Here is a 26,293-nt window from a genome sequence, read left to right as displayed (position 1 = left end):
CTGACATCAGTGAGAACCCGATGAAACCCGAACTGCTTTCCCCTGCCGGCACGCTGAAAAACATGCGCTACGCCTTCGCCTATGGTGCCGATGCGGTCTATGCCGGCCAGCCGCGCTACAGCCTGCGGGTGCGCAACAATGAATTTACCCACGAAAACCTCGCCAAAGGGATCGATGAAGCGCACGCGCTGGGCAAAAAGTTCTATGTGGTGGTTAACATTGCGCCGCATAACGCCAAGCTGAAAACCTTTATCCGTGATTTAACCCCGGTGGTGGCGATGCAGCCTGATGCGCTGATTATGTCCGATCCGGGCCTGATCATGCTGGTGCGGGAGGCCTTTCCGCAGATGCCGATTCATCTGTCGGTACAGGCCAATGCGGTTAACTGGGCGACGGTTAAGTTCTGGCAGCAGATGGGGCTGAGCCGGGTGATTCTGTCTCGCGAACTGTCGCTGGAAGAGATTGCCGAAATCCGTCAGCAGGTGCCGGAGATGGAACTGGAGGTGTTTGTTCACGGCGCACTCTGCATGGCCTACTCCGGCCGCTGCCTGCTCTCCGGTTACATGAATAAACGCGATCCCAATCAGGGCACCTGCACCAACGCCTGCCGCTGGGAGTATAAGGTGGCCGAAGGCCAGCAGGATGAGGTCGGCAATATCGTCGGTATCCATCAGCCGATCCCGGTGCAGGATGTCACGCCGACGCTCGGCGTCGGGCAGCCGACCGACAAAGTGTTTCTGCTGGAAGAGAAGATGAAGCCGGGCGAGGTAATGAGCGCCTTTGAAGATGAACACGGCACCTACATCATGAACTCCAAAGATCTGCGCGCGGTGGCGCACGTTGAGCGTCTCAGTCAGATGGGCGTCCACTCGCTGAAGATTGAAGGCCGCACCAAATCTTACTATTACTGCGCCCGCACCGCGCAGGTCTATCGCCGGGCGATTGACGATGCTGCCGCCGGAAAACCTTTTGATCCGTCGCTGCTGGAAACGCTGGAAGGACTGGCCCATCGCGGTTATACCGAAGGTTTCCTGCGTCGTCACACCCACGACAGCTACCAGAACTATCAGCAGGGCTTTTCAGTCTCCGATCGTCAGCAGTTCGTGGGCGAATTTACCGGTGAGCGACGGGATGACTGGGCGGAAGTGGCGGTGAAAAACAAATTCATGCTGCACGATCAGCTGGAGATCATGACGCCCGCCGGGAATCTGCTGTGTCAGCTGGATGCGTTGCAGAATGCACGTGGCGAGGCGATCGATGTTGCGCCCGGCGACGGACACCGCGTCTGGCTGCGGGTACCCGAAGAGGTTGATCTGCGCTTCGGCCTGCTGCTGCGCAATTTTGCTGACGGCCAGGACACGCGCGATCCTCATGCAAATCGTTTACCAACTGAAACATTTTGATGAAGTTAGAACAGGATCACAGACCCCTGAGCGGCGCTGCCTTATAGTCCCGCCTGCTGCCAACGAGTAACAACAATCAGCAGGTTATTACTGGAACCACCTCATTCACCCGCCCGGCTCCCCCGTGCGGGTTTTCTTTTTTCTCACTATCGCCAATAATTTTCGGCGGTCAGCTATGTTATAACCCTCCTCTCACTCTGTAGATCTTCAAGGAACAGATAATGGATAAAAAATCGCTTACGCTGCTGATTCTGAATGGAAAAGGCGCAGGCAATGATGATCTGCGAGACGCAATCAGCTCGCTGCGTGAAGAAGGTTTTGATATCGCGGTACGTGTGACCTTTGAAAAAGGTGACGGTGACCGCTATGTCAAAGAGGCGATTGCACTACAGGCAGAAACCGTGGTCGCTGGCGGCGGTGACGGCACCATCAATGAGATCGCCACCGCGCTGGCAGCCTCTGAAGCGGCCCATCGTCCGGTGCTCGGCATTCTGCCGCTGGGTACCGCCAACGATTTTGCCACCAGCGTCGGCATCCCCGAAGAGATGGAACCCGCGTTGCGGCTGGCCATTCAGGGTAAAGCCAGCAGCATCGATCTGGCGCGGGTCAATCAGACCCACTATTTCATTAATATGGCGACCGGCGGATTTGGCACCCGGATCACCACCGAAACGCCGGAAAAACTGAAATCGGCTCTGGGCGGCGTCTCCTACTTTATTCACGGCCTGATGCGGATGGATACCCTCAAGCCCGATACCTGTGAAATCAGCGGACCCGACTTTCACTGGCAGGGCGATGCGCTGGTGATCGGGATTGGTAATGGCCGTCAGGCGGGCGGCGGACAGCGTCTCTGTCCGTCGGCGCTGATCAACGATGGCCGGCTGGATGTCAGCATCGTCACCGCTCAGGAGCTGCTGCCTACGCTGCTGCACTCGCTGACCGGCGATGATGACAATCCCGGCATCGTCACCACGCAGCTGCAGTCGCTGACGATCCGTTCACCGCATGAAATGACCTTTAACCTTGACGGTGAGCCGCTTTCCGGACGTGAGTTCGTGATTGAGGTGCTGGCCGGTGCGCTGAGTTGCCGTCTGCCGCCGCAGTGTCCGCTGCTGGCCTGATTGATCAAACAAGGGGCGAAAGCCCCTTTCTTTTTGCCAGCGTTAACGCTTTGTGATTGCCTTCACAACTCTGCCGCATCAACTTGTATGGTAGTATTAAAGCGCGTATTTTTTCATCATTGAATGCTGACTAAAGGCTATCGGGATGAAAATTGTTAACGCTGAAGTATTTGTAACCTGTGCAGGCAGAAACTTTGTCACTGTCAAAATCACTACCGATCAGGGCCTGACCGGCATTGGCGATGCCACGCTGAATGGCCGCGAATTACCGGTAGCGTCCTATCTGAAAGATCACGTCTGCCCGCAGCTGATTGGCCGCGATGCGCATCAAATCGAAGATATCTGGCAGTTCTTCTATAAAGGCGCTTACTGGCGTCGCGGCCCGGTGACCATGTCCGCCATCTCTGCGGTGGATATGGCGCTGTGGGATATCAAAGGCAAAGCCGCCAATATGCCGGTTTATCAGCTGCTGGGCGGCGCGTCACGCACCGGTGTGATGGTCTATTGCCACACTACCGGCCATTCCATCGATGAAGTGATGGACGACTACGCGAAGCATAAAGAGCTGGGATTCAAGGCGATCCGTGCCCAGTGCGGCGTACCGGGGATGAAAACCACCTACGGCATGGCGAAAGGTAAAGGGCTGGCCTATGAACCCGCCACCAAAGGTAACTGGCCGGAAGAGCAGTTCTGGTCAACCGAGAAATACCTCGATTTCACACCAAAACTGTTCGCGGCGATCCGTGACAAATTTGGCTTTGATGAGCATCTGCTGCATGACATGCACCACCGTCTGACGCCGATTGAAGCGGCGCGTTTCGGTAAGAGCGTGGAAGATTACCGCCTGTTCTGGATGGAAGATCCGACGCCAGCCGAGAATCAGGAATGTTTCCGCCTGATCCGTCAGCACACCGTGACGCCAATTGCGGTAGGAGAAGTGTTCAACAGCATCTGGGATTGTAAGCAGCTGATTGAAGAGCAGCTGATTGACTATATCCGCACCACCATTACCCATGCGGGCGGAATTACCGGGATGCGCCGCATTGCGGATTTCGCCTCACTCTATCAGGTACGCACCGGCTCACACGGTCCGTCCGATCTCTCGCCAATCTGCATGGCAGCCGCGCTGCACTTTGATCTCTGGGTGCCTAACTTCGGCGTGCAGGAGTATATGGGCTTCTCTGAACAGATGATGGAGCTGTTCGAGGCTAACTGGACCTTTGACCAGGGCTATATGCATCCTGGCGACAAACCGGGTCTGGGCATTGAATTTAACGAGAAGCTGGCCGCGAAATATCCCTACGAACCCGCCTATCTGCCGGTCGCCCGTCTCGAAGACGGCACGCTGTGGAACTGGTAAGGAGCGCCCGATGAAAAGTGTGGTAATTGAACAACCAGGCGAGCTGGTGCTGGCTGAACGTCCGCTGCCGCAACCGGCGGCCGGTGAAGTCCGGGTGAAAGTGGCCTATGCCAGCATCTGCGGCTCTGACGTCCATATCTGGCACGGCCACAACCCGTTCGCCAGATATCCGCGGGTGATTGGTCATGAATTTTTTGGCGTGATCGATGCGGTCGGCGACGGCGTCGATGCGGCCCGGCTGGGTGAACGCGTGGCGGTCGATCCGGTGGTCAGCTGTGGTCACTGCTATCCCTGTTCGGTAGGTCGCCCCAACGTCTGTACTTCACTGCAGGTGATTGGCGTCCATCGCGACGGCGGCTTCAGTGACTATGCGCTGGCCCCCGCCAGCAATGCCTTCTGCCTGCCGGACAGCATCCCCGATCGGCTGGCGAGTCTGGTCGAGCCGTTTACCATCGCCGCTAACATCACTGCGTTTTTGCAGCCGCAACCGCAGGATGTGGCGCTGATTTACGGTGCCGGTCCGATGGGCTTAACCACGATTCAGGTGCTGAAAGGCGTTTACAACGTCAAAGAGGTAATGGTGGTGGATCGCCTGCCGGAACGGCTGGCACTGGCAGAGCAGAACGGGGCCGATCGGCTGTTTAACAACAGCGAGGTTCCGCTGGCAGCGCAGCTGGAAGGCGTTCAGCCGACGCTGATTATCGACGCGGCCTGCCATCCCACCATTCTGGCCGAAGCGGCTGCCCTCGCCTCTCCGGCGGCGCGTATCGGTCTGCTGGGCTTTTCCGGCGAACCCTGCAGCATTACGCAGCAAAGTCTCACCAGCAAAGAGCTGTCGCTGTTTACCTCACGGCTTAACAGCAACCGCTTCCCGCAGGTGATTGAATGGATGGAAAAAGGGTTAATCCAGCCAGAGAAGCTGGTCACGCACTATTTCCCACTTCAGGAGATTGAACGCGCCATGACGCTGTTCGAGAAAGATCCGCGCACCTGCTGCAAAGTGATCCTGCAAATGGGTTAATGCCCACTGAACACCAGGTGTCCTCAGCCGGTGCGTACCCGCCGGCATGATTATAAAGAGAAAACAGATCACGGAGTTTGTATGTTCAAGAATCTGCGCTGGACCCTCGTTTTACTGCTGTTCCTGGTTTACATGATCAATTACCTCGATCGTGTTGCCCTGTCGCTGACCGTGCCGCTGGTGGAAAAAGATCTGGCGATCAATGCTGAGCAGTTCGGCATGATCTTCGGCAGCTTCTTCTTTGGTTACGCGCTGTTTAACTTCGTCGGTGGCCTCGCCACTGACCGGTTTGGCCCGAAAATTGTGCTGGCGGTCGCGGTAGGCGCCTGGTCAATCTTCTGCGGCATGACCGCGCTGGCGACCGGTTTCTGGTCGCTGCTGATCCTGCGCGTGCTGTTCGGTATGGCTGAAGGACCTATCTGTGCCTCGGCCAACAAAGCGATCAACGGCTGGTTTCCCAAAAAACAGGCCGCCACCGCGATGGGATTACTCAGCGCCGGTTCGCCGCTGGGTGGCGCGGTAGCCGGTCCGATTATCGGTTATCTGGCGCTGGCCTATGGCTGGCGTCCGGCATTCATTATCGTCTGCTGCATCGGTCTGGTATGGATGACCTTCTGGCTGTTCTTCGCTGCGGACAACCCGGCGAAAAGCAAACGCGTGAGTGAAGAGGAGCGCCTGTTAATTGAACGTCTGAAAGCGGCGAACCCCAATGATGAGGCCGATCTGTCAGAAACCGCTCATCCGTTTGGCTACTACCTGCGTCAGCCGATCATCCTGGTGACCGCGTTTGCCTTCTTCTGCTACAACTACATTCTGTTCTTCTTCCTGAGCTGGTTTCCGGCTTATCTGGTGCAGGCGCACGGCCTGGATATCAAGTCGATGAGCATCACCACCATGATCCCGTGGATTGTCGGTTTCGTCGGCCTGGCGCTGGGCGGCTGGATCTCCGATAAAATCTTTAACATCACCGGCAAACTGTTGTTGTCCCGTAAAATTGTGCTGGTGGTCTCACTGCTGGCGGCGGCAATTTGTGTGGCGCTGGCAGGTACGATAAAAGATGTGGTTCCCGCGGTGATGATGATGTCGGTGTCGATCTTCTTCCTCTACATTACCGGCGCAATCTACTGGGCGATTATTCAGGATGTGGTGCACAAGAGCCGGGTCGGCAGCATCAGCGGCTTTATCCATCTGGTCGGCAGCCTGTCCGGTATCATCGGCCCGATTGTCACCGGCTTTATTGTCCAGCATACCGGCAAATTCGACAGCGCCTTTGTGCTGGCTGGCTGTGTCGCCGCGCTGGGTGCTTTCCTGGTGTTGTTTGTGATTCGCAGCCCGAAAACGCAGGATAAACCGGTTTCGGTATAACCTTCATCACGCGACATGATCACTGATTTCGGGGCGCCTCGCGCCCCGTTTGCCATAAGGACGGACTATGTTACAGATTGATCGCCTGCCCGCTGAGATCCAGCGCCCTGCCTACGACCGTAGCCAGCTTAAAACCCGGATGGTGCACATCGGCTTTGGTGCCTTTCACCGTGCCCATCAGGCGCTGTGCAGCGATAAGCTGGCCGCCGAACACGACAGCGACTGGGGTTACTGCGAAGTTAACCTTAACAGCGGCGAACTGATTCAGGCGCTGCGCAAACAGCAACTGCTCTATACCCTGACCGAAATGGCGGATGATTCGCTGCAGACCCGGGTCATCGGCGTAATCACGGCGGCGCTGCATGGTAAAGGCGACGGCATTGATGCGGTAATCGACGCGCTGTGTCAGCCCGATGTGGCGATTGTCTCGATGACCGTGACGGAGAAAGGCTATTGCCACCAGCCGGCCAGCGGCAATCTCAATCCGGATCATCCCGACATCGTCCATGATCTGCAAAACCCGCAGTCGCCACGTTCGTTGCCGGGTCTGATTCTGGCCGCGATTGCCCGGCGTCGCGAGCTGGGTCTGCCCCCTTTCAGCGTGATGTCGTGCGACAACATGCCGGAGAATGGCCATGTGACCCGCAACGTGATTGTGCAGCTGGCACAACGGCAGGATAAGGCGCTGGCTGATTATATCCAGCAGCAGATCACCTTTCCGTCAACCATGGTTGACCGTATCGTGCCGGCGATGACCGATGCTGCCTTTGATGCGCTAGCCGAACGGCTCGGCTCCCGTGATCCGGTGGCGGTGGAAGCGGAACCCTTCTTTCAGTGGGTCATCGAAGATAACTTTGTCAGCGGTCGCCCGGCGTGGGAAAAAGCGGGTGCCGAACTGGTCTCCGACGTGCTGCCGTATGAAGAGATGAAACTGCGGATGCTGAATGGCAGCCACTCTTTCCTCGCCTATCTGGGTTACCTTGCCGGTTATCAGCACATCAGTGACTGCATGGCGGACCCGCACTTCCGTGCCGCAGCCCGTTCACTGATGGTCGATGAGCAGGCACCGACCCTGCGCACCCAGGGCGTGGACCTTGAAGCCTATGCTGATTCGCTGATTGCCCGCTATGAAAACCGCGCCATCAAACATCGCACATACCAAATCGCCACTGACGGATCGCAAAAATTACCGCAGCGTCTGCTGGACAGTCTGCGCTGGCATCTGCGTAACAACAGCCGCTGCGAACTGCTGCTGCTGGGCGTGGCAGCCTGGATGCGCTATGTCGGAGGCATTGACGAGCAGGGCCAGCCGATTGAAATTCGCGATCCGCTGAAAGCCACGCTGGCAGAGACGGTCGCCAGCAGCGAAGAAGGCGCGCCGCGTGTGCGTGCGCTATTGGGTCTGCGCGAAATCTTTGGCGACGATCTGGCGCAAAACGCCGATCTGGTTGCCCGACTGACCGCCTATTATCAGCAGCTGACGACTCAGGGCGCGCGGGCGACGGTACAACAGTGCATGAGCCAGGCATAACCGCCTGGTGACAAAGCACTGGCGCAGACGCAGCGTGCTGATTAGACTGACTCTTTCCCATCGGGCTGGCATCAGCCAGCCGTAATATGGATATTGCTGCATGTCGATCGCTTATACCATTACCACCAGCGAACCGGTGAATCAGCAGATTTACCGGTTTCTGCGCAAAGATATCGTGACCTGTGCGATTCAGCCTGGTTCGCTGCTGTCGGAAAAAGAGGTCTCTGCGCGTTTTAACGTCTCTCGCCAGCCGGTGCGGGAAGCGTTCATCAAACTGGCCGAGGCCGGGCTGGTACAGGTATTGCCGCAGCGCGGCACCTTTGTGCGTAAAATCTCTGCCAAACGGGTGGCGGATGGTCGCTTTATCCGTGAAGCGGTGGAAGTGTCGGTGGTGCGTCGTGCCGCGCTGGAGATTGGCGAACCGGCGCTGATGGTGCTGGCGCACAACCTGCAACTGCAGCGTATGGCCGCTGAGCGGCATGACAGCCAGGCGTTTCTCAGCCTGGATGATGAGTTTCACCGGCTGATTGCCGAAAGTATTGATTGTAAGCTGGCGTGGGAAACGGTCGAGAACATCAAAGCGGCGATGGACCGGGTGCGTTTTCTGACGCTGAGTGAGGTTTCCCCGCCGGAAAGCCTGATTGAGCAGCATGAGGAGATTTTCGCGGCGTTAAAACAGCACGACCCTGACGCTGCCGAAGCGGCGATGCGCCGCCATCTGCAGGAGATGATCTTCTCGATTACCCCTATCGCCGAGCGCAACAGCGCATGGTTTGAAGCCCCCTGATACCGCTGCGTCGCCCTGTTCAGGGACGACGCAACGCTGTTACCACCATTGATGAAAATGGTGTACCGGACCAATCCCCTGCCCGACCTCCAGTGAATCTGCCTGCAACAGCGCCTGCTGCAACCAGGCTTTGGCCTCAGCCACCGTATCTGCCCAGTTCGCATAGCGGGGACGCAATGCCGCCAGCGCTGCTGACAGCGTACAACCGGTGCCGTGGGTATGCCGGGTATTGACGCGCGGCGTGCTGAACCGCAGCTGATCCGAAGGCGTCAGCAGCCAGTCCGGACTGTCGTCAGCCGTAAGATGTCCGCCTTTCATCAATACCGCCTGACATCCCGCTGCCAGTAACGCCTCGCCCTGCGTCCGCATCTGCGCTTCATTCTGCGCTACGGCACATCCCAGCAACGCCGCCGCCTCCGGCAGATTCGGCGTGATCAGCGACACCTGAGGCAGTAACAGTTCGCGCACGCTGGCAATTGCATCCGGCGAGAGCAGCGCATCGCCGCTTTTCGCCACCATCACCGTATCCAGTACCACAAAGGGAATTTCAGCGCGCTTCAGCCGTGCCGCGACCCGTTCTACTATCGCGGTTTCCGATAACATGCCGATTTTCGCGCTGTCGATACGCACATCATCCAGCACTGAATCGAGCTGAGCGGCGACAAAGTCAGGATCGATGCGGTAGACCGACTGGACGCCTCGGGTATTCTGCGCCACCAGCGCGGTGATCACGCTGGTGCCGTACGCGCCCAGCGCCGAAAAGGTTTTCAGATCGGCCTGAATCCCCGCTCCGCCGCTGGGATCGGTACCGGCGATAGTCAGGGCATTAATGCGCTTCATGGTTCACCTCCAGCGTCCAGAGCGCATCAAGAAACGCCGTGGCAAAACTACCTGGCCCGGTCGAGCCTGCCGCTGCCTGCTCACCGGCGCGTGCCATCACCTGACAGGCCGTCGCCACGTTGAGCAGCCGGTCACCGGTCAGACTGCTAAAGGCCGCCACCACTGCCGACAACGCGCAGCCGGTGCCGACCACCCGCGTCATCAGCGGGCTGCCGCCGTGAATGGCAAAAGTCCGCAGACCGTCGGTAGCGTAGTCCACTTCGCCGGTCACGATCACCAGCGTCTGATAGTCACGGGCCAGTTGCCGGGCCGCCTCCAGCGCCACATCCGCCTGATGCAGGCTGTCTACTCCGCGTCCGCCGCCGGCCTGCTGCGCCAGCGTCAGAATCTCTGAGGCATTCCCCCGGATCACCGCCGGTTGCTGGCTCAGCAGCTGCTGACAGAAAGTCGTGCGCAGCGTCAGTGCTCCAACGGCCACCGGATCCAGCGTCCAGGGCGTGCCGGCCTGACGGGCAGCCGTGATCGCCGCCTGCATCGCCTGCTGGCGCTCAGCGGTCAGCGTCCCGACATTAATTAACAAGGCATCGGCAAAACCGCTGAACTGCGCGGCCTCCTCTGCATCAATCACCATCGCTGGCGAAGCGTTGAGCGCCAGCAGCACATTGGCGGTAAAGTTTTGAACCACGTCATTGGTCATGCAGTGCACCAGTGGTGACTGGCGACGGAAGCGGTACAGAATGGGCGCGAATTGCGCAGCAGAAAGGTGTTGAGATTGATGATTCATCATAGCTCCCAACCGGCGAACAAGAAGGCGAATGCGGTCAGGCATCAGACTTCCCTACGCTGGCATTATCCAGTTCAGGTTCAACGGGTATTTCTCAGCCTTCACGTGGAAGGGCACCCCGAGTCATGTTACAGCCTGCAGCATAAGGAGCCGCCGCAGCGAAAGCAAGTCACCCCGCGCGAGCAATCCTCGCGCCGGTAACACTTCGTAGGATCCCGATCAATTCCTGTGACGGCAAAAACAGGCTTAATGCTGCGGGCTATAAATACACCTTTTTTGAGGTAGGTAATATTAGCGCCCTGCGGGGATGTTATTTCCATTGATAAGCTGCATCACGCCATAAGAATTAGCCTGCGCACAGCATCGCAAAAAAACACCTATTTTCAGGGAGTTGAACGACTGTTGAAGCGGAAATTCATACTATTCAGGATGTATGATGCGATTGTCAGCGCTTATTCTTCACCGCCATCAATGGCAGGAGATTAATATCGAACGTCACGGTGCCACTGCGCCAAACGGCAGAGACTATATTCCCACTTATATTTCCGTCCGCTGTTCGGGCTGCGGCGAAATGATTCATCGTGTCTATTATCGCGATATCAGCGATCGGCAGCCGCGCCGCGGGCTGAGGTGAAATCACACTGTCAGGCTTAAATTCAATTAGTCGCCACTAAGCATTTCTCTGCCAGGCGTGGCTATAAAACCCGTTATCTTTGCTCACGCGCAGACAATCATCCTTTTGCCAGGCGAAGAGCCCTCACCACCCATTGATGCGGGAATTTATGGTGATTGACGATTCTCTGTGACAAGCGTACTACCGCCTGAACTATTGATTCTTGTGCCGTTAGTGTAAATCGGGCGGCTTGTGACAGGAACATTGCCTTTAAGCCTGTCAAATTGGTTTAGAAACAGACGGAGAGCGCCTTTAGCAGGACTTATAATTTATATATTGCGTCGGCTTACTGCCTGTTAACACCGCTCTCAGATAAAAGCGGTTCGGGCATTCTCCGTCTTTCTACTCGTCACGAAATGTCAGATTATTTCATTTTCTTTCCCATCACATAGGTATGCGCAACGATGCGATCATCACCCAGCATCTCCATACCAAACAGAATTTCGTCGATATTTTTCGCCTGCTTGTTACGCTCAGACAGAATCGGACCGGCCAGAGGGTCGAGCACCACAAAATCGGCTTCTTTGCCAGGCGTCAGACTGCCTATTTTATCCTGGAGGGACAGCACCGTAGCACCGCCAAGCGTAGCCAGATAGAGATTTTCCCTCGGCGTGAGAGAGTGCACTTCTTCTGGCTTATCAGTAAACGCTTTCCGCATTTGTGTGACTTTATAAGCCTCATCCATTGTCTGAATAATAGATAAACTGGTACCGGCACCTACGTCCGTCCCGAGGCCCACAGGAATATGATATTCTCTTGATTTATCCAGGTTAAAGAGCCCGCTGCCCAAAAAAAGATTTGAAGTAGGACAAAAAGCAATATTAGCGTTCTTCTCTGACAGCACCCTGAAGTCATCATCGTTGAGATGGATCGAGTGGGCAAAAATCGATTTTTTGGTTACCAGCCCATGTTTATCATAAACATCCAGGTAGCTGCGACTTTGCGGGAATAGCTGTTTTACCCATTCGACTTCCTGATTGTTTTCAGCTAAATGGGTATGCAGATAAACATCGGGATATTCTTTAAGCAATCTTCCTGCGACTGCCAACTCCTGATCCGTTGATGTCGGCGCAAAGCGAGGTGTGACCGCATAATCCAGCCGTCCTTTGTGCTGCCATTTCTCAATCAGCAATTTGCTCTCTTCATAGGCTGACTGCGGCGTATCCAGCAATTCTGCAGGTGCGTTTCGATCCATCAATACCTTGCCGCTAATCATGCGCATATTGCGTTTTAACGCCTGCTCAAAAAAAGCATCGACTGATACCGGTGAACTGGTCGCAAATACCAGCGCAGTGGTCGTCCCGTTGTTGATCAACTGGTCAAGAAATTCTGCTGCTTGCTGTGAAGCATAGTGATGGTTTTTATATTTTATCTCTGTTGGAAAAGTATAAGTATTAAGCCAGCCAATCAGCTGTTCACCATATTCACTGATCATCGTGATCTGAGGATAATGAACGTGAGTATCGACAAATCCAGCAGTAATAATTTTGCCGCTGTAATCGACGGTGTTATCAACAGGCTGATCCTTCAACGATATATAGTCACCTGATTTAACAATGCGTCCGTCTTTTACAATAAGATAGCCATCCTTAATATAAACCGTGGCCTCTGAGTCTTTGGCGGGATCCCCTTTAAAATAAAGGATATCACCTCGATACCCAACGGTATCAGCCGCCGAACAAAATGAAAACAGACATAATAAAGCAACAAACTTAGGTTTCATTGACCACTCCGTTAAGAAATTATCTTTATATCCATCAACTTCAAATCAGGAGCAACAGGATAGGAAAATCGTAAGTGACGCCAGATACGAAAGATGCGGTTGAATTATGGGGCCGGGTTAAGCAAAACAAACGACCTGAACGCCCCACCCTTTTTATATCGCTCTGATAAATCAAATAAAAATCTCAACACACCTAAAAAGTGACAAATAATTAAACGGTTTTATTACACTAACCTTAATTGTTTTTAATTTTTATCTTCCCATTTTGGAACACATATAGAGCTTTACATTAAAGCGCACTCCACTATTGATGGGTTAACTGACTTGCCATTCTGCCAGGGGTGGCAGCGCTCTTCACCCTTTCCCGAAGAGCAGAAAATTTAAGCGGACAAAGCGGTTATTGATCGCGACTATTCTATTGCAAGCATCACTACCCGCCTTGATATCAGCAACGCAGTCTCTATACCTGGTTATAAAAGCACGGCACTGACGATTCAGCCATTACAATGCAGCGCAGTCTGCGATCCAGCGTCTTCAAAACAGGCGTTGGCGGGGTTCAGGCAATCAGATGCCACCGGCATAATATGAGAACCAATTTTTTCAATGGATTGAAAGTGTCTGGGTTAACCCTGACGATTCAGCCTTCACCAGCAAGAGCACCCGAGTCACGTTACAGCCTGCAACATAAGGAGCCGTCGCAGCGAAAACCAGTCACCCCTGCGCGATCAATCCTCGCGCCGGTAACACTTCGTATGATCCCGATCAATTCCTGTGACGGCAAAAACAGGCTTAATGCTGCGGGCTATAAATATACCTCTTTTGAGGTAGGTGATATTAGCGCCCTGCGGGGATGTTATTCCCATTGATAAGCTGCATCACGCCATAATAATTAGCCTGCGCACAGCATCGCAAAAAAAACACTTATTTTCATGGAGTTAAACGACTCCGGAAGCGGAACTTCATACTATTCAGGATGTATGATGCGATTGTCAGCGCTTATTCCTCACCGCCATCGATGGCAGGACATTAATATCGAACGTCACGGTGCCACTGCGCCAAATGGCAGACACTATCTTTCCACTTATATTTCCGCCCGCTGTTCGGGCTGCGGCGAAATGATTCATCGTGTCTATTATCGCGATATCAGCGATCGGCAGGCGCGCCGCTGGCTGGGCTAAAAAGCAGACAGATCGAGATTTATCGCCACGGCAGGTTACCTGTTGGTTAACAATTTGTTAGGCTGATAATTATTAGCTGCCTGAAATGAACCGCCGTATGCCTCTTCTGCTCAATAGCCTCAGTCATCAAATTTATCTGTCCGCACCGCTGTTTATCCTGATCCTGCTCGGTTACGGACTGACCCGGCTGGGTAAATGGCCCGCCAGCATCAGCGAAGGGATGAACCGCTTCGTGTTCAACGTCGCGCTGCCCTGCATGCTGTTTGGCGTGATGAGCCATTTCTACCAGAGTCCGCCGGTTGACGCGCGGCTGCTGCTGGCCTTCTTTGGCAGTTGCCTGCTGGTATTTATTGTCGGCCGGATCGTGGCGAAACGACTGTTTAAGCTGGATGGCGTGGCAGGCTCGGTTTTCGCGCTGGGCGGCATCTTTTCGAATAACGTGATGCTGGGCATTCCGGTGGCTACCGTGCTGCTGGGGCCGGCTTCCCTGCCCTCAGTGGCGCTGGTGCTGGTATTTAACAGCCTGATCCTCTGGACGCTGCTGACGGTATCGGTGGAATGGGCGAAACAGGGCAGCTTTTCAATGCAGGGGCTGGGACGCACGGCGATCGGCGTGCTGAAGAATCCGCTGATTATTGGCATTCTCAGCGGCACCGCCTGGAGTTTTCTGCAGCGCCCATTGCCGCTGCTGGCCGCTGAGCCGCTACGAATGCTGGGATCGATCGCTGCGCCGCTGTCACTGGTCACGCTGGGCATGAGTCTGGCCCATTACCGGGTGCGTGAAGGCCTGAAAGAGAGCTATACCCTCTGCCTGCTCAAGCTGGTGCTGCAACCGATGACGGTATGGGCGATCGCCTGGCTGACCGGCCTGCCGCCGCTGGAGAGTAAAGTAGTGGTGCTGTTGGGATCGATGGCGGTCGGGGTGAATGTCTACCTGATGTCACAGAAATTCAACGTGATAACCGGCCCGGCTGCCGCCAGCATGTTGTTTTCAACCCTGTTTGCTGCGGTGACAACGCCGTTGTGGATGATGCTGATGACGCTGGCGGGATACTAAAAAAAAGCCCCTCAACATCTGTCGAGGGGCTGTTGCGTGGCTATCGCAAAACTTATTCAGCCACTTTGGTGCGAATCAGGTAATCAAAGGCGCTCAGCGAGGCTTTTGCACCTTCGCCGCTGGCGATAATGATCTGTTTGTACGGCACCGTGGTGCAGTCACCGGCCGCGAAAACGCCTTTCAGGCTGGTTTCGCACTTGGCATCAATGATGATTTCACCCATTTTGTTGCGCTCAACGGCGCCTTCCAGCCACGGGGTGTTAGGCAGCAGACCGATCTGCACGAAAATACCGGACAGCGGCAGTTCGTGAGTGGTCTGGCTGGTACGGTCGATATACTGCAGACCGGTCACCTTGCTACCGTCGCCTTTCACTTCGGTAGTCTGGGCATTCAGGATCACATCAACGTTTTTCAGGCTGCGCAGTTTATCCTGCAACACCTTGTCAGCACGCATCTCACCGGCAAATTCCAACAGCGTGACATGTTCAACGATGCCAGCCAGGTCAATCGCCGCTTCAACGCCGGAGTTACCGCCGCCGATCACTGCGGTACGCTTGCCTTTAAACAGCGGGCCGTCACAGTGCGGACAGTAGGTAACGCCTTTGGTGCGATACTCTTCTTCGCCCGGCACACCCATGTTACGCCAGCGTGCGCCGGTCGCCAGGATAATGCTGCGTGATTTCAGTACTGCGCCGGAGGCAGTTTCAACCGCGTGCAGGCCGCCCGCAGCCGCTGCCGGAATCAGTTTGATGGCGCTCTGGCTCTCAATCACATCGACATTGTAATCATCGACGTGTGCGCGCAGTGAACCAGCCAGTTTGGCCCCTTCGGTTTTCGGCACAGAAATGTAGTTTTCGATATCCACAGTGTCCAGCACCTGGCCGCCGAAACGTTCGCCCATCAGACCGGTACGAATGCCTTTACGGGCAGAATAGATTGCTGCTGCTGCGCCCGCCGGTCCGCTACCAATGATCAGAACGTCATAGGCGTCACGCTTGTTCAGCTCTTCAGCGGCACGTTTGTCGGCGTTGGTGTCCACTTTGCTGACGATTTCTGCCAGGCTCATGCGGCCCTGACCAAACTCTTTACCGTTAAGGTAAACCGCCGGCACGCCCATCACGTTGCGTTCCTGAATTTCATTCTGGAACAGGCCACCGTCAATCGCGGTGTGGCTGATGCGTGGGTTCAGCACCGCCATCAGGTTCAGCGCCTGTACCACATCAGGGCAGTTGTGGCATGAGAGCGAATAATAGGTTTCGAAATGGAAATCGCCATCCAGCGCGGCAACCTGATCCAGCAGGCTCTGCGCTTCTTTCGATGGGTGCCCACCGGTCTGCAACAGCGCCAGCACCAGTGAGGTAAATTCGTGACCCAGTGGCGAACCGGCAAAACGCGGGCCGTTGTTCGAACCTGGGTTAGTGATTAAAAACGACGGTTTACGGACCTGACGATCGTTCTCTTCGCGGAAGCTGACCTTATCAGACAAGCCTGCGATGTCGACCAACAGTTCACGGATCTCGGTTGATTTGGCACCCTCATCCAGAGTGGCAATCAACTCAACAGGTTTGGTTAATTTCTCAAGGTAAGCCTTGAGCTGAGTTTTCAAATTTGTGTCGAGCATAGTGATATCCTGGTCAAAAAATCGGGTGCCGTGGCACCCGATGAGAGAAAGATCGAAAGGCCGAAGCGGGATTAGATTTTGCCAACCAGGTCCAGAGATGGAGCCAGTGTTGCATCACCTTCTTTCCATTTCGCCGGGCACACTTCGCCTGGGTGAGAGGCGACGTACTGTGCCGCTTTCACTTTACGCAGCAGGTCAGAGGCGTCACGGCCAATGCCTTCCGCAGTGATTTCGATCGCCTGGATGATACCTTCCGGGTCAACGATGAAGGTACCACGGTCAGCCAGGCCTTCTGCTTCGCGCATGATTTCGAAGTTACGGGTCAGCGCGCCAGTCGGGTCGCCGATCATCGCGTACTGAATCTTCGCGATGGTGTCTGAAGAACCGTGCCAGGCTTTGTGGGTAAAGTGGGTGTCGGTTGAAACGGAGTAGATATCTACGCCCAGTTTCTGGAACTCTTCGTAATGATCGGCTACGTCACCCAGTTCGGTCGGGCAAACGAAGGTAAAGTCAGCCGGGTAGAAGAAGAACACACTCCATTTACCTTCAACGTCTTTCTCGGTTACGTCGATGAACTCGCCGTTTTTGAATGCTGCGTTTTTAAACGGCTTGATTTTGGTATTGATAATAGACATCTGATGGCCTCCGTTGAATTATGTGATGTACGTTACAGAATTTCCGGGCCAACATCTAATATGCAGTCGTTATCAATCAAATAAACGAAAGCTATCAAACGCGGAAAGCGTGATGCTCTCTGGCCCGCGAGGCAGTGTACAGCGAATGGCGCGACAATTAACCCGCTTTATCTTTTCCAAATCTTTTCCGCCAATCGCTGCTAGCTTTGTAAGACCGGAGATAAAGGGAGCTGACTTGTGGAGATTCGTCCGTTTACTGAAGCCGATCGACCTTTTTTGCGTACGCTGTTTCTGGCATCGCGTCGGCATAACTGGCACTGGCTGGATGGCAGCGACTGGCAGCTGGAAGACTTTGATAGCGTAATCCTCGGTGAAACCGTACTGGTGGCCGAGAGCGACGGTCAGCGGGTCGGCTTTGCCGGCCTGCTGGAGAATGACAATTTCCTGCATAGCCTCTATGTCGCGCCTGACTGGCAGGGCCGCGGTGCCGGCAGCGCGTTGCTGGAAGCGGTTCAGGCGCGCTTCACCTCGACCGGCGCGCTGAAGTGTCTGTCGATGAATAAAGCAGCACAGGCGTTTTACCTGAAACATGGCTGGAAGATGATTTCACAGGGCGAAGGGGAACAGGGAGGCTATGTGCTGATGCACTACCCGCTGGCGTCTGAATACACCAGCGGGTCGGGCCGGGCTTAGAGCGCGCGGAACGCGATATCGCCAGGGATCACCTCGCCCTGCCAGTAAAGCTGGGCGGCAACCCGTCCGGCAAGCTGGCGGTAGAGCGCGGTAAATTCACTCTCCGGCCGGCGAATCACCGTCGGCTGGCCTTCATCCAGATCTTCTCGCAGGTTAATGTGCAGCGGCAACTGGGCCAGTAGCTGAGTCTGGTAATCAGCCACCAGTTTTTGTGCCCCACCGGTACCGAAGATCGGTTCGTGGAATCCGCACTGGCTGCAGATGTGCAGGCTCATGTTCTCTACCACGCCCAGCACCGGCACGCTGACTTTCTCAAACATCACGATCCCTTTGCGGGCGTCGATCAGCGCGATGTCCTGCGGCGTGGTGACCACCAGCGCGCCGGTGACCGGGACATTCTGCGCCAGCGTCAGCTGGATATCGCCGGTGCCGGGCGGCATATCCAGCACCAGATAATCGAGCTCCGGCCACAGGGTTTCGTTGAGCAGCTGCATCAGCGCTTTGCTGGCCATCGGGCCGCGCCATACCATCGCGTTATCGTCCGTTACCAGATAGCCGATTGAGTTAGTGGCCAGCCCGTGCGCCATAATCGGTGCCATATGGGTCCCATCGGGCGAGGTGGGCCGCTCGTGTTCGGTGCCGAGCATATTCGGCACCGACGGGCCATAAATATCGGCGTCGAGGATGCCGACGCGCGCGCCTTCGGCGGCCAGCGCCAGCGCCATATTGACAGCGGTGCTGGATTTGCCCACGCCGCCTTTGCCGGAGCTGACGGCAATAATATTTTTCACGCCGTTAACGCCCGGCTGATTTTTCACCCGCTTCAGGGTGGCGATATCGTGGCTTAAACGCCAGTCAATGGCGCGCGTGCCGGTCAGGCGCAGCAGCTCCGCGCTGGTTTCAGCTTTCAGTTCTTCAAAGGCGCTGGCCCAGGCAAACGGCATAATCAGTTCGATATGCAGTTTGCCGTCGAGCTGCGCCACATGATGTAACGCTTTCAGCGCAGTGAGATTCTGTTGAAGCGTCGGATGCTCAAAGCCTCTCAGCACGCCAACCACGATGGCGCGCAGGGCTTCAGGCGTATGCGGTTCCCGGGATTGTGCTGTCATCCCCCACTCCTTTTTTCTGCTGTTCTTACGCTGTGCTTCAGCGATGTATTGTCAATGATATCAGATGGCCAGGGTTTCGCGGCGACTGGCGGTGGCGAATCCCTTGTGTTTACGCCAGCGGAGCCTTCGGTTACCATCTAAGCCCGTTTTTTCAATCAACAGAAAGCTACGCAAACTATGACTCAAGTCGCTAAAAAAATTCTGGTAACCTGCGCGCTGCCTTACGCGAACGGATCAATCCATCTCGGCCACATGCTCGAGCATATTCAGGCAGACATTTGGGTGCGTTACCAGCGAATGCGTGGCAATCAGGTTTACTTCATCTGCGCCGATGACGCGCACGGCACGCCGATCATGCTGAAAGCGCAGCAGCTTGGCATCGCGCCGGAGCAGATGATTGCTGAAATGAAACAGGAGCACGAGGCGGATTTTGCCGGTTTCAACGTCAGCTATGACAACTATCACTCAACGCACGGTGACGAGAACCGCCAGCTCTCGGCGCTGATTTACGGCCGCCTGAAAGAGAACGGTTTCATTAAGAACCGCACCATTTCTCAGCTCTACGATCCGGAAAAAGGGATGTTCCTGCCGGACCGTTTTGTTAAAGGCACCTGCCCGAAATGTAAATCTGCCGATCAGTATGGTGATAACTGTGAAGTCTGCGGTGCAACCTACAGCCCGACCGAACTGATTGATCCGAAGTCAGTGGTCTCCGGTGCGACGCCGGTGCTGCGCGACTCTGAACACTTCTTCTTTGATCTGCCATCGTTCAGCGCCATGCTGCAGGCCTGGACCCGTTCCGGTGCGTTGCAGGATCAGGTTGCCAATAAGATGCAAGAGTGGTTCGAATCGGGTCTGCAACAGTGGGATATTTCGCGTGATGCGCCCTATTTCGGTTTCGAGATCCCGGATGCGCCAGGCAAATATTTCTACGTCTGGCTGGATGCGCCAATCGGCTACATGGGCTCGTTTAAGAACCTGTGTGACAAGCGTGGCGACATCGACTTTGATGAATTCTGGCGTAAAGACTCCACCACCGAGCTCTATCACTTTATCGGCAAAGATATCGTCTACTTCCACAGCCTGTTCTGGCCGGCAATGCTGGAAGGCAGCGACTTCCGCAAGCCGAATAACCTGTTTGTGCACGGTTATGTGACAGTGAACGGGGCCAAGATGTCGAAATCGCGCGGCACCTTTATTAAAGCCAGCACCTGGCTGCAGCATCTGGATGCCGACAGCCTGCGTTATTACTACGCAGCCAAGCTCTCGTCCCGCATCGACGACATCGACCTGAATCTGGAAGATTTCGTTCAGCGCGTGAATGCTGACATCGTGAATAAAGTGGTTAACCTGGCCTCACGTAACGCTGGCTTCATTACCAAACGCTTTGACGGCAAGCTGGCGGCTGAACTGGCCGATCCGGCGCTCTATCAAACCTTTGTGGATGCGTCAGAGAAGATTGGCGAAGCCTGGGCGAGCCGCGAGTACAGCCGCGCTATCCGTGAAATCATGGCGCTGGCCGATCTGGCAAACCGCTACGTGGATGAGCAGGCACCGTGGGTGGTGGCGAAGCAGGAAGGCCGTGACGCCGATCTGCAGGCGATCTGCTCAATGGGGATTAACCTGTTCCGCGTGCTGATGACCTGGCTGAAGCCGGTGCTGCCGTCGCTGAGTGCGCGGGCAGAAGGCTTCCTTAACTGCGAACTGAGCTGGGATGCGATCCCGCAGCCGCTGCTGGATCACCAGGTTGCGCCGTTTAAAGCGCTCTACAGCCGCATTGAAATGGCGAAGGTTGAGGGGCTGATCGAGGCGTCGAAAGAAGATGCCGCCGCGGCCAGCGCGCCGGCAGTCAGCGGTCCGCTGGCGGATGCGCCAGTAGGTGACACCATCACCATCGACGATTTTGCCAAAGTCGATATGCGGGTGGCGCTGATTGAGCAGGCCGAGCTGGTTGAGGGCTCGGACAAGCTGCTGCGTCTGCAGCTCGACCTGGGTGGCGAGAAGCGTCAGATCTTCTCTGGCATCCGCGCGGCCTATCCCGATCCATCGGTGCTGGTCGGCAAGATGACCATCATCGTGGCTAACCTGGCTCCGCGAAAAATGCGCTTTGGCATCTCCGAAGGGATGGTGCTGTCAGCCGGTCCTGGCGGCAAAGATCTGTTTGTGCTGTCGGTAGACAGCGGTGCGGTACCGGGTATGCCGGTTAAGTAACCGCCCGCCATGATCTTTCCTTACTGCTGGCAACAGCAGTAGGGGAAGATCGTTTCTTCCCCCTCTTTTTCCTCACTCCTCATTCCTCTTCTGTGTGGGTTATCTTCTGCTCTGCACCACCGAGCGTCTGCCTGGTGCCTGTTATGTGATCGCTAGCACGCTAAGCGGTTAATGCGTATGATGAAGCTCAGTGAAAACAGGAGCCTGTCATGCTCACCGTGCTGTCTGTCTGCGGGCGCTACCTACGTGCCTTTATTATCATTTATCTCTGCTTATACAGTGGCAACGGCATCGCCTCGCTGCTGCCAATCACCATTCCTGGCAGTATTCTTGGAATGCTGATCCTGTTCGCCCTGCTGGCATCTCAAATCCTGCCGGTCAGCTGGGTAAAACCGGGCTGTCATCTGATCATTCGTTACATGGCGCTGCTGTTTGTGCCGATCAGCGTCGGCGTGATGAGCCACACCGATATTCTCAGCGCCCAGTTTGGTCCGATCGTCATCTCCTGCATCGTCAGTACCTTTGTGGTGCTGGCTGTGGTCGGCGTAAGCGCTCACCAGCTCCATAGCCGCCGCCCGGTGAGGGAGTCAGAGGATGAGTGATATCTGGTGGTCGCTGCCGCTGACGCTGGCGGCTTTCTTTCTGGCGCGCAAGCTGGCGCTAACCCTGAAAATCTCGCTGCTCAATCCGCTGCTGGTGGCGATGGCGATTATCATCCCGATCCTGCTGCTGTTGCAGCTGCCCTACTCGCGCTATTTTGCCGGCAGTCAGATTCTCAATCAGCTGCTGCAACCGGCGGTGGTGGCGCTGGCGCTGCCGCTGTATGAGCAGATGCATCAGATTCGCGCCCGCTGGAAGTCGATCATTGGCGTCTGTTTTATCGGCAGCCTGACGGCGATGGTGTCGGGCACCGCCATCGCCTTGTGGCTGGGTGCTACGCCGGAAATTGCCGCCACGATCATTCCCAAGTCGGTGACCACGCCGATTGCGATGGCGGTGGCCGGTTCGCTGCACGGCATTCCGGCGATCAGCGCGATCTGCGTGCTGATCGCCGGCGTGCTGGGCGCGGTATTCGGTCATATGCTGCTGAATCTGCTTGGCGTCAAATCTAAAGCGGCGCGCGGCCTGGCGATCGGCAACGCTTCTCATGCCCTTGGCACCGCCCGCGCCGCAGAACTCGATTATCAGGAAGGGGCATTCAGCTCACTGGCGCTGGTGATCTGCGGCATTATCACCTCACTGCTAGCCCCGATTATTTTTCCGGTTCTGCTGCACTGGTTTGGCTAAAACTTTGCGAGAGATCTCGCAAAGTTGAAACATGCAACACAGGTTGCATTGTCAGAGCGATGTGGATCACATATAAACCGATGACTGGCATATCGCCCTGCTGAATTTAATGAGGCTCTCATGCATTCACGTTTCCTCTCCGCCTTCGAGGCGTTGCCGTCAACTCTGCAAACGGCGCTGGCTCCGCTGCTGGACGCGCCTGACTTTCAGGCCGTGCTGAACGCCGACCAGGTCGCGTCGCTTCAGCAACAGACTCAGATGGACGCCGATGCGCTGGCGCTGGCGCTGCTGCCACTGGCAGCGGCCTGTGCCGTAGCGACGGTGTCACACTTTAACGTTGGTGCTATCGCCCGTGGCGTCAGCGGTACCTGGTACTTCGGTGCCAACATGGAGTTTACCGGCACGCCGCTGCAACAGACGGTACACGCTGAGCAGAGTGCCATCACCCACGCCTGGCTGCGCGGTGAACGCCGGCTGGAGACCATCACGGTCAACTACACGCCGTGCGGCCACTGCCGTCAGTTTATGAATGAACTCAACAGCGGCACAGAGATTCGTATTTCGCTGCCGCAGCGCGCCATCAGCACCCTGGCGGATTACCTGCCTGATGCCTTTGGCCCGCGCGATCTCGACATCACCACGCTGCTGATGGACGCGGTCGATCACGGCTATCGTGCTGACGGCGATCCGCTGGTACAGGCTGCCGTTGCGGCGGCCAACGCCAGTCACGCGCCCTACAGCCAGTCACACAGCGGCGTGGCGCTGGAAACCGAATCCGGCACCATTGTGACCGGTCGCTATGCTGAGAACGCGGCGTTTAACCCCAGCTTTCCGCCGTTACAGGCCGCGCTGGTGCTGCTGAATATGCAGGGCGGTCACAGCAGCCAGATAAAAAGAGCGGTGCTGGCAGAAGTCGAAAATGCCACGCTGAGCCAGTTTGCCGCCACGCAGGCCACATTACAGACCTTTGGTTGCAGTGAGCTGCTGGCTGTCAGATTGCACAAAGCATAACCGGCTGTCAGAAAGGCCACAGTTTTGTGACCTTTTATGAACAAATGCTGTACTTCTGTGGGAAATTTCATAGGATCTGGCGCCAGAATTCACGTCATGACAAATTACTCTGAATAATTCGGGTTGCAGGATAGCAGCAGGTACGTGAATGATGCGCAGCGGAAACTCGGCCGCTGCACTGCTCCTGCAGCCTGAGCTATAACGGGTAAGTAAACTGGCGCTACCTTTCCGGCGTGACGCCAGACAACACTGCAACCGGAGCATCACTGCATGGAACTCGACTACGAAAGTAAACGTCCGCTCTACATCCCTTACGCTGGCCCGATTTTGCTGGAATTTCCCCTGCTCAACAAAGGCAGTGCCTTTAGCATCGAAGAACGCAACGAATTTAATCTCAATGGCCTGCTGCCGGAAGCGGTAGAGTCAATTGAAGAGCAGGCGCAGCGTGCCTGGCGTCAGTTCCAGGATTTCAAAAACAATAACGATAAGCACGTCTATCTGCGTAACATCCAGGACACCAACGAAACGCTGTTCTATCGCCTGCTGGATAACCATCTCGAAGAGATGATGCCGATTATCTATACCCCTACCGTCGGCGCTGCCTGTGAACACTTCTCTGAAATTTATCGCCGCGCACGCGGGGTCTTCATCTCTTACCCGAACCGCGACCGTATCGAAGATATGCTGCAGAACGCCACTAAACAGAACGTGAAAGTGATTGTGGTTACTGACGGTGAGCGCATTCTGGGTCTGGGTGACCAGGGCATCGGCGGTATGGGCATCCCGATCGGTAAACTGTCGCTTTACACCGCCTGTGGCGGTATCAGCCCAGCCTATACCCTGCCGGTGGTGCTGGATGTCGGTACCAATAACCAGCAGTTGCTGAACGATCCGCTCTACATGGGCTGGCGTCACCCGCGTATTACCGGCGAAGAGTACGATGCTTTCGTTAACGAATTTATTCAGGCGGTAAAACGCCGCTGGCCGAAAGTGCTGTTGCAGTTCGAAGATTTCGCCCAGAAGAACGCCATGCCGTTACTTAACCGCTATCGTGATGAAGTCTGCTGCTTTAACGACGACATTCAGGGCACCGCCGCGGTCACCGTCGGGACACTGATCGCCGCCAGCCGCGCCGCCGGTAGCCGCCTGTGCGAACAGAAAGTGGTGTTCCTGGGCGCCGGTTCTGCCGGTTGTGGCATCGCGGAACAGATTATTGCGCAGATGAAATCGGAAGGTCTGAGCGATGAAGAAGCGCGCAGCCGGGTCATGATGGTGGATCGCTTTGGTCTGCTGACCGACAAGCTGCCTAACCTGCTCGATTTCCAGAGCAAGCTGGTGCAGAAAAGTGAAAACATTCAGCACTGGGATGTCACCAGCGACGCGATTTCGCTGCTCGACGTGGTGCGTAACGCCCGGCCGGATATTCTGATTGGGGTATCGGGTCAGCCAGGGCTGTTCACCGAAGAGATCATCCGCGAGATGCACAAGCACTGCAAACGCCCGATCGTCATGCCGCTCTCTAACCCGACCTCACGCGTTGAAGCGACGCCAGCCGACATCATCGCCTGGACCGACGGCGCGGCACTGGTCGCCACCGGCAGCCCGTTCTCGCCGGTCAGCTGGAACGGAAAAATCTACCCGATTGCCCAGTGCAACAACTCCTATATCTTCCCCGGTATTGGTCTGGGCGTTATCGCCTCAGGTGCCAGTCGCGTGACGGATACCATGCTGATGACTGCCAGCCGTGCCCTGGCTGACTGCTCCCCGCTGGTTAACGATGGCGAAGGTCCGGTTCTGCCTGAAATCAAAGATATCCAGGGCGTGTCGAAAATCATCGCTATGGAAGTCGGTAAAGCGGCACAGCTGGCAGGTGTGGCTGTCGTCACCTCTGAAGATGTGCTGTCGCAGGCAATTGCCAACAACTTCTGGCTGCCGCAATACCGTCATTATCGTCGTACCTCGATCTAATCGTGCGCTGCCGGACCTATTCTGGTCCGGCAATGCTCAAAAAGAGACCAGCCAACCGGCACTAACTTGCTTCGCTGCGGCGGCTCAAGTAGCCTTGTGCCATCTCACCATTCTGATATCGAGTCTCCAGGCGCATGCTGAAACGCGTTTTCATTGGACTGCTTTTCATCATCCTGCTGATGGTGGCGACGGCGCTTGGCCTTGATCGCTGGATCAGCTGGAAAACTGCGCCCTTTATCTACGAGAATGTCGCCTCTTTGCCACATCGTCAGGTCGGTGTGGTACTGGGTACGGCTAAATATTATCGCACCGGCGTCATCAATCAGTATTACCTCTATCGGATGCAGGGCGCGCTGAATGCTTACAACAGCGGCAAAGTAAACTACCTGCTGCTGAGCGGTGATAATGCGCTGCAAAGCTATAACGAGCCGATGACCATGCGCCGCGATCTCATCAAAGCCGGTGTCGATCCGGCGGATATCGTGCTGGACTATGCCGGTTTCCGTACCCTGGATTCGATTGTCCGCACCCGTAAAGTATTCGATACCAACGACTTCATTATCATCACTCAACGCTTCCACTGTGAACGTGCGCTGTTTATCGCGCTGCAGCTTGGCATTCAGGCGCAGTGTTATGCCGTGCCCTCGCCGAAAAACATGCTGAGCGTGCGTTTCCGTGAGGTCGGTGCGCGATTGGGTGCGCTGGCTGACCTGTTCCTGCTGAAGCGGGAGCCCCGCTTCCTCGGGCCGCTGGTGCCCATTCCGGCAGTGCGCGAGGTCCCCGAAGATGCGCAAAGTTACCCGGCGGTGACGCCGGAACAGTTGCTGGAACTGGAACAGAAGCTGCGTAAATAGCTTACGCACAGCGGCTTCTTTATGCTGTGCTGACTGTGACGCCCATGCTGGGGTCTGATAG

At 55.8% G+C, this 26,293-nt stretch carries 22 protein-coding genes and 1 riboswitch; of the genes, 16 read left to right on the top strand and 6 right to left on the bottom strand.

All coding sequences use genetic code 11. The annotated features are described in order from the left end of the window. Nucleotides 1-20 precede the first annotated feature (20 nt). The 7 genes from yegQ (at nucleotide 21) to LZU96_RS06925 (ending at nucleotide 8,588) form a co-directional block, all read left to right on the top strand. Nucleotides 21-1,403, top strand: a complete 1,383-nt coding sequence (gene yegQ, locus LZU96_RS06955) for a tRNA 5-hydroxyuridine modification protein YegQ (RefSeq protein ID WP_233987616.1) — start codon at nucleotides 21-23, stop codon at nucleotides 1,401-1,403. A 221-nt stretch (nucleotides 1,404-1,624) separates the two neighbouring features. After that, complete coding sequence (yegS, locus tag LZU96_RS06950) at nucleotides 1,625-2,524, top strand: lipid kinase YegS (protein WP_233987615.1); 900 nt, start codon at nucleotides 1,625-1,627, stop codon at nucleotides 2,522-2,524. Between the two features lie 145 nt (nucleotides 2,525-2,669). Continuing rightward, entirely contained in the window at nucleotides 2,670-3,884 is a 1,215-nt protein-coding gene (manD, locus tag LZU96_RS06945) for a D-mannonate dehydratase ManD (protein WP_233987614.1), read from the top strand. Nucleotides 3,885-3,894: 10 nt separating this feature from the next. Further along, entirely contained in the window at nucleotides 3,895-4,905 is a 1,011-nt protein-coding gene (locus LZU96_RS06940; protein WP_233987613.1) for a Zn-dependent oxidoreductase, read from the top strand. 81 nt (nucleotides 4,906-4,986) lie between these two features. After that, on the top strand, nucleotides 4,987-6,270 hold the full coding sequence (locus LZU96_RS06935) for an MFS transporter (RefSeq protein ID WP_233987612.1): 1,284 nt from the start codon (nucleotides 4,987-4,989) through the stop codon (nucleotides 6,268-6,270). A 67-nt stretch (nucleotides 6,271-6,337) separates the two neighbouring features. Further along, nucleotides 6,338-7,801: a mannitol dehydrogenase family protein gene (locus LZU96_RS06930; protein ID WP_233987611.1), complete on the top strand. Its 1,464-nt coding sequence runs from the start codon at nucleotides 6,338-6,340 to the stop codon at nucleotides 7,799-7,801. A 100-nt stretch (nucleotides 7,802-7,901) separates the two neighbouring features. Next, nucleotides 7,902-8,588 (top strand): GntR family transcriptional regulator, encoded by a 687-nt coding sequence (locus LZU96_RS06925; protein WP_233987610.1) that lies wholly within the window; start codon nucleotides 7,902-7,904, stop codon nucleotides 8,586-8,588. A gap of 39 nt (nucleotides 8,589-8,627) precedes the next feature. On the opposite strand, the gene thiD is transcribed toward LZU96_RS06925, so the two are convergent. The 3 genes from thiD to guaD form a co-directional block, all read right to left on the bottom strand. Then, a complete protein-coding gene (gene thiD, locus LZU96_RS06920) occupies nucleotides 8,628-9,428 on the bottom strand; it encodes a bifunctional hydroxymethylpyrimidine kinase/phosphomethylpyrimidine kinase (protein ID WP_233987609.1) in 801 nt (266 codons plus the stop codon). Beyond that, on the bottom strand, nucleotides 9,415-10,212 hold the full coding sequence (gene thiM / locus LZU96_RS06915) for a hydroxyethylthiazole kinase (protein ID WP_233988148.1): 798 nt from the start codon (nucleotides 10,210-10,212) through the stop codon (nucleotides 9,415-9,417). The genes thiD and thiM overlap by 14 nt, the downstream gene beginning before the upstream one ends. 34 nt (nucleotides 10,213-10,246) lie before the next feature. After that, a riboswitch (TPP riboswitch) is annotated at nucleotides 10,247-10,343 on the bottom strand. Nucleotides 10,344-11,249: 906 nt separating this feature from the next. Continuing rightward, nucleotides 11,250-12,608 carry a guanine deaminase gene (gene guaD, locus LZU96_RS06910; protein WP_233987608.1) on the bottom strand — a complete coding sequence of 453 codons (1,359 nt, stop codon included), beginning with the start codon at nucleotides 12,606-12,608 and terminating at the stop codon, nucleotides 11,250-11,252. A 980-nt stretch (nucleotides 12,609-13,588) separates the two neighbouring features. Here guaD and LZU96_RS06905 point away from each other — a divergent pair. Beyond that, complete coding sequence (locus LZU96_RS06905) at nucleotides 13,589-13,786, top strand: hypothetical protein (protein ID WP_233988147.1); 198 nt, start codon at nucleotides 13,589-13,591, stop codon at nucleotides 13,784-13,786. 97 nt (nucleotides 13,787-13,883) lie between these two features. Next, entirely contained in the window at nucleotides 13,884-14,843 is a 960-nt protein-coding gene (locus LZU96_RS06900; protein ID WP_233987607.1) for an AEC family transporter, read from the top strand. Nucleotides 14,844-14,895: 52 nt separating this feature from the next. Here LZU96_RS06900 and ahpF read toward each other — a convergent pair whose 3' ends face one another. Then, on the bottom strand, nucleotides 14,896-16,464 hold the full coding sequence (ahpF, locus tag LZU96_RS06895; RefSeq protein ID WP_233987606.1) for an alkyl hydroperoxide reductase subunit F: 1,569 nt from the start codon (nucleotides 16,462-16,464) through the stop codon (nucleotides 14,896-14,898). A gap of 71 nt (nucleotides 16,465-16,535) precedes the next feature. After that, nucleotides 16,536-17,099: an alkyl hydroperoxide reductase subunit C gene (gene ahpC / locus LZU96_RS06890; protein WP_010617942.1), complete on the bottom strand. Its 564-nt coding sequence runs from the start codon at nucleotides 17,097-17,099 to the stop codon at nucleotides 16,536-16,538. A gap of 237 nt (nucleotides 17,100-17,336) precedes the next feature. On the opposite strand from ahpC, the gene LZU96_RS06885 reads away from it, so the two are divergent. After that, nucleotides 17,337-17,792, top strand: coding sequence for a GNAT family N-acetyltransferase (locus tag LZU96_RS06885; protein ID WP_233987605.1), 456 nt, complete (start codon nucleotides 17,337-17,339; stop codon nucleotides 17,790-17,792). On the opposite strand, the gene apbC is transcribed toward LZU96_RS06885, so the two are convergent. Beyond that, the gene (gene apbC / locus LZU96_RS06880) at nucleotides 17,789-18,901 is read right to left on the bottom strand and encodes an iron-sulfur cluster carrier protein ApbC (RefSeq protein ID WP_233987604.1); all 1,113 of its coding nucleotides are present in this window, start codon (nucleotides 18,899-18,901) and stop codon (nucleotides 17,789-17,791) included. The genes LZU96_RS06885 and apbC overlap by 4 nt on opposite strands. Before the next feature lie 177 nt (nucleotides 18,902-19,078). Between apbC and metG the strand changes: the two genes are divergently transcribed. The 6 genes from metG (at nucleotide 19,079) to sanA (ending at nucleotide 26,232) form a co-directional block, all read left to right on the top strand. Then, nucleotides 19,079-21,112, top strand: coding sequence for a methionine--tRNA ligase (gene metG / locus LZU96_RS06875; protein WP_233987603.1), 2,034 nt, complete (start codon nucleotides 19,079-19,081; stop codon nucleotides 21,110-21,112). A 209-nt stretch (nucleotides 21,113-21,321) separates the two neighbouring features. Then, nucleotides 21,322-21,714, top strand: a complete 393-nt coding sequence (locus LZU96_RS06870) for a CidA/LrgA family protein (protein WP_233987602.1) — start codon at nucleotides 21,322-21,324, stop codon at nucleotides 21,712-21,714. Further along, nucleotides 21,707-22,399, top strand: coding sequence for a CidB/LrgB family autolysis modulator (locus LZU96_RS06865; RefSeq protein ID WP_233987601.1), 693 nt, complete (start codon nucleotides 21,707-21,709; stop codon nucleotides 22,397-22,399). Before LZU96_RS06870 ends, LZU96_RS06865 begins: the two co-directional genes overlap by 8 nt. Before the next feature lie 120 nt (nucleotides 22,400-22,519). Next, nucleotides 22,520-23,410 (top strand): cytidine deaminase, encoded by an 891-nt coding sequence (gene cdd, locus LZU96_RS06860; RefSeq protein ID WP_233987600.1) that lies wholly within the window; start codon nucleotides 22,520-22,522, stop codon nucleotides 23,408-23,410. Between the two features lie 270 nt (nucleotides 23,411-23,680). Continuing rightward, a complete protein-coding gene (locus tag LZU96_RS06855; RefSeq protein WP_233987599.1) occupies nucleotides 23,681-25,378 on the top strand; it encodes an NAD-dependent malic enzyme in 1,698 nt (565 codons plus the stop codon). Nucleotides 25,379-25,512: 134 nt separating this feature from the next. Continuing rightward, complete coding sequence (sanA, locus tag LZU96_RS06850; RefSeq protein ID WP_233987598.1) at nucleotides 25,513-26,232, top strand: outer membrane permeability protein SanA; 720 nt, start codon at nucleotides 25,513-25,515, stop codon at nucleotides 26,230-26,232. Nucleotides 26,233-26,293 lie beyond the last annotated feature (61 nt).

It is taken from the genome of Pantoea agglomerans (genome assembly GCF_021397715.1).
Lineage (GTDB): Bacteria > Pseudomonadota > Gammaproteobacteria > Enterobacterales > Enterobacteriaceae > Pantoea > Pantoea astica.
Note: the sequence above shows the minus strand (reverse complement) of the source record. Positions and strands in the feature narration are given on the sequence as shown.